At 62.3% G+C, this 3,108-nt stretch carries 3 protein-coding genes and 1 pseudogene; 3 read left to right on the top strand and 1 reads right to left on the bottom strand.

Features of this window, described 5'->3' with window-relative positions; genetic code table 11:
* The 3 genes and pseudogenes from WB528_RS09855 to WB528_RS09845 form a co-directional block, all read left to right on the top strand.
* Window positions 1-328 (top strand): annotated as a pseudogene (locus WB528_RS09855) (ABC transporter substrate-binding protein); the annotation flags it as partial.
* A gap of 142 nt (window positions 329-470) precedes the next feature.
* Window positions 471-1,310, top strand: a complete 840-nt coding sequence (locus WB528_RS09850) for an ABC transporter ATP-binding protein (protein WP_423888231.1) — start codon at window positions 471-473, stop codon at window positions 1,308-1,310.
* Entirely contained in the window at window positions 1,301-2,536 is a 1,236-nt protein-coding gene (locus WB528_RS09845; protein ID WP_423888230.1) for a phenylacetate--CoA ligase family protein, read from the top strand. The genes WB528_RS09850 and WB528_RS09845 overlap by 10 nt, the downstream gene beginning before the upstream one ends.
* Window positions 2,537-2,606: 70 nt before the next feature.
* Here WB528_RS09845 and WB528_RS09840 read toward each other — a convergent pair.
* A partial coding sequence (locus WB528_RS09840; protein ID WP_423888229.1) for an NAD-dependent epimerase/dehydratase family protein occupies window positions 2,607-3,108 on the bottom strand: 502 nt, incomplete at its 5' end.

Raw genomic sequence — 3,108 nt, 5'->3', positions numbered from 1 at the left:
GCATTACATCGCGGCGGTCTGCTCGGCGCTTTACATGAAAGAGGCGCTGGACTGGGCGGCCAAGAATGGCGGCGCGACCGGCGAGAACGTCGCGAAGGGCTTCTATCAAAAAGCCAACTGGGTGCCCGCGGGCATGGACGGCGTCTGCAATCCCTCGACCTGGACCGAGAAGGATCACCGCGGCACGCTCAAGGTCGATCTTTACCGCGCGAAGATTTCCGGCGCGACCGACGGCGATATCAACGCCCTGATGGCCAAGGGCACGATCAAGCTCGAGAAGGTGAAGACCGTCGAGCTGCCGCGCAAGGCCGACTGGTTCGGGTGGTAAGATTGCCTGACGGCAAACCACACCGCTGGTCATCCCCGCGAAAGCGGGGATCCAGTACGCCGCGGCTTCTCCGTGAATCCTCGGCGTCTCTGCAATACCGGGTCCCCCGCTTTCGCGGGGGACGACAGTGAGGTAATCCGACGTGGCTGAGGCTCTCGACATCACGCGCCCGAATGCGGCGCCATCCGGTTCCTCCCCCCTCCTCGCCGTGCGCAACATCGAGGTGGTCTATGACGACGTCATCCTGGTGCTGCGAGGCCTGAGCCTGGACGTGCCCAAAGGATCGATCGTCGCACTGCTCGGCGCCAATGGGGCCGGCAAGTCGACCACACTGAAAGCCATTTCCGGGCTGCTCAAGACCGAAGACGGCGAAGTGACCCGCGGCGAGATCCTCTTCAACAGCGAACGCATCGACGGCATCGACCCTGAAAAGATCGTACGCCGCGGCATTTTCCAGGTGATGGAAGGCCGGCGCATCATTGCCGACATGACGTCGCTGGAAAACTTAAGGCTCGGCGCCTTCACCCGCAGCGACAACGAGATCGCCTCCGATATCGACATGGTGTTCGAGTATTTTCCACGGCTCAAGGAGCGTACCGGACTCGCCGGCTATCTCTCCGGCGGCGAACAGCAGATGCTGGCGATCGGGCGCGCGCTGATGGCGCGGCCGAAGATGATCCTGATGGACGAGCCTTCGATGGGCCTTTCGCCGCTTCTGGTCAAGGAGGTGTTCGCCATCATCAAGGCGATCAATCGCGACCTCGGCGTCACCATTTTGCTGGTGGAGCAAAACGCGCGCGCCGCGCTTTCGGTCGCCAGCCACGGCTACATCATGGAGCAAGGCAAGGTCGTGCTCGACGGCACCGCCGACGAATTGCGCGACAATGAGGACGTGAAGGAATTCTATCTCGGCGGCGCCGGCGACCAGCGCAAGAGCTTCAAGAACCTGAAAAGTTTCAAACGGCGCAAACGATGGCTGTGAGCGCACACGACCGCTACGATACACGCGAAACCCGCACGCCCTCGGTGCGCGAAACCGAATTATTCTCCCGCCTTCCTGCGATCCTTCGCACTGCGATGGAGACGCCCGGCTATGCGGAGCGCCTGCGCGGTATCGATCCCTCTAAAGTCACCAACCGCGCGGCGCTCGCAACGTTGCCGATCTTGCGCAAATCCGATCTGCCCGCGCTCCACAAGACTGCTCCACCGTTCGGCGGCTTCGTGGGTAGCCAGGCCGGCGCCTTCGCGCGGCTCTTTACCTCGCCGGGACCGATCTTCGAGGCCGAGAGCGCCCATGCCGATCCCTGGCGTGGGGCGCGGGCTCTATTTGCCGCCGGCTTTCGCCCGGGCGACGTGGTGCTGAACACCTTCAGCTATCATCTGACCCCCGGCGGCTTCATTTTCGATACGGCAGCGCGCGCCCTTGGTTGCGCGGTGATCCCGGCCGGACCCGGCAATACCGAAGCGCAGTTCGAACTGATCGAGGCTTACCGTCCGGTCGGCTATTGCGGCACGCCCGATTTCCTCAAGATCCTTCTCGACAGTGCGGCGTCCGCCGGCCGCGACGTCTCCTCGGTCAAGCGCGCGTCAGTTTCCGGCGCGGCCTTTCCGAAATCGTTACAGGACGAAATCGCATCGCACGGCATCGCCGCCTATCAAGCCTTCGGTACAGCCGAGCTCGGCCTGATCGCCTATGAGACCTCCGCGCGCGACGGCATGGTGGTGAACGAGGACATCATCCTGGAAATAGTCAGCCCGGGCACTGGCGAGCCGGTCGCCGAAGGCGACGTTGGCGAGATCGTCGTCACCACGCTTGATCCCGATCATCCCTGGATACGGCTCGCGATCGGCGACCTTACCGCAACGCTGCCCGGCAAAAGCCCGTGCGGACGCACCAACCTCCGCATCAAGGGATGGATGGGCCGCGCGGACCAGACCACCAAGGTCAAGGGTATGTTTGTTCGACCCGAGCAGATTGCCGAGATCGGCAGACGTCATCCAGAACTCGGAAGACTTCGCCTCGTCGTGGCTCGCGACAACGAGCAGGATATCATGACGCTTTGGTGCGAATGCGCCTCATCTGACGAGGCGCTTCAAAGCGCTATCGCGTCGACACTGCGCGCCGTGACCAAGCTCGGCGGAACTGTCGAACTGACTGCACCGGGCAACCTGCCGAACGACGGCAAGGTGATCGCGGACGAGCGCTGATTGACAAAAAGCTCCCGCCGGCGATCGGCGGAAGCTTTTCCATTTCGCTCATGTGCCGGGCCTGGTCTAGTCAGATCCCATGATACTCGCGGAACCATTTTGAAAATCGCGCGATGCCCTCTTCGATCGACGTGGCGGGCCTGAAGCCGACGTCGCGCGCGAGGTCTTCGATGTCTGCGTAAGTGGCCGGTACGTCGCCGGGCTGCATCGGCAGCATTTCCCTGATCGCCGGGCGGCCGAACTCCTTCTCCAGCAGCGCGACCACGTGCATCAATTCTTCGGGACGATTGTTGCCGATGTTGTAGATCTTCCATGGCGCAGTACTGGAGGCAGGATCTGGATCAGCGCCGGACCACGCAGGATTGCCTTGCGGCGGATGATCGATCAGGCGCGCAATCGCTTCGACGACGTCGTCGATATAGGTAAAGTCCCGCCGCATGTTTCCGTAGTTGAACAGCCTGATCGGCTTCCCTTCGAGAATCGCCTTGGCGAAGATGAACATCGCCATGTCCGGACGGCCCCAAGGGCCATAGACGGTAAAAAACCGAAGGCCGGTAGCCGGAATTCGATAC

Source organism: Bradyrhizobium sp. (genome assembly GCF_049586575.1).
Classification (GTDB): domain Bacteria; phylum Pseudomonadota; class Alphaproteobacteria; order Rhizobiales; family Xanthobacteraceae; genus Bradyrhizobium.
Note: the sequence above shows the minus strand (reverse complement) of the source record. Positions and strands in the feature narration are given on the sequence as shown.

Excerpts from the sequence above, each read along its gene's own strand:
- WB528_RS09845 (WP_423888230.1), top strand. The coding sequence starts at position 1,301 with ATGGCTGTGAGCGCACACGACCGCTACGATACACGCGAAACCCGCACG.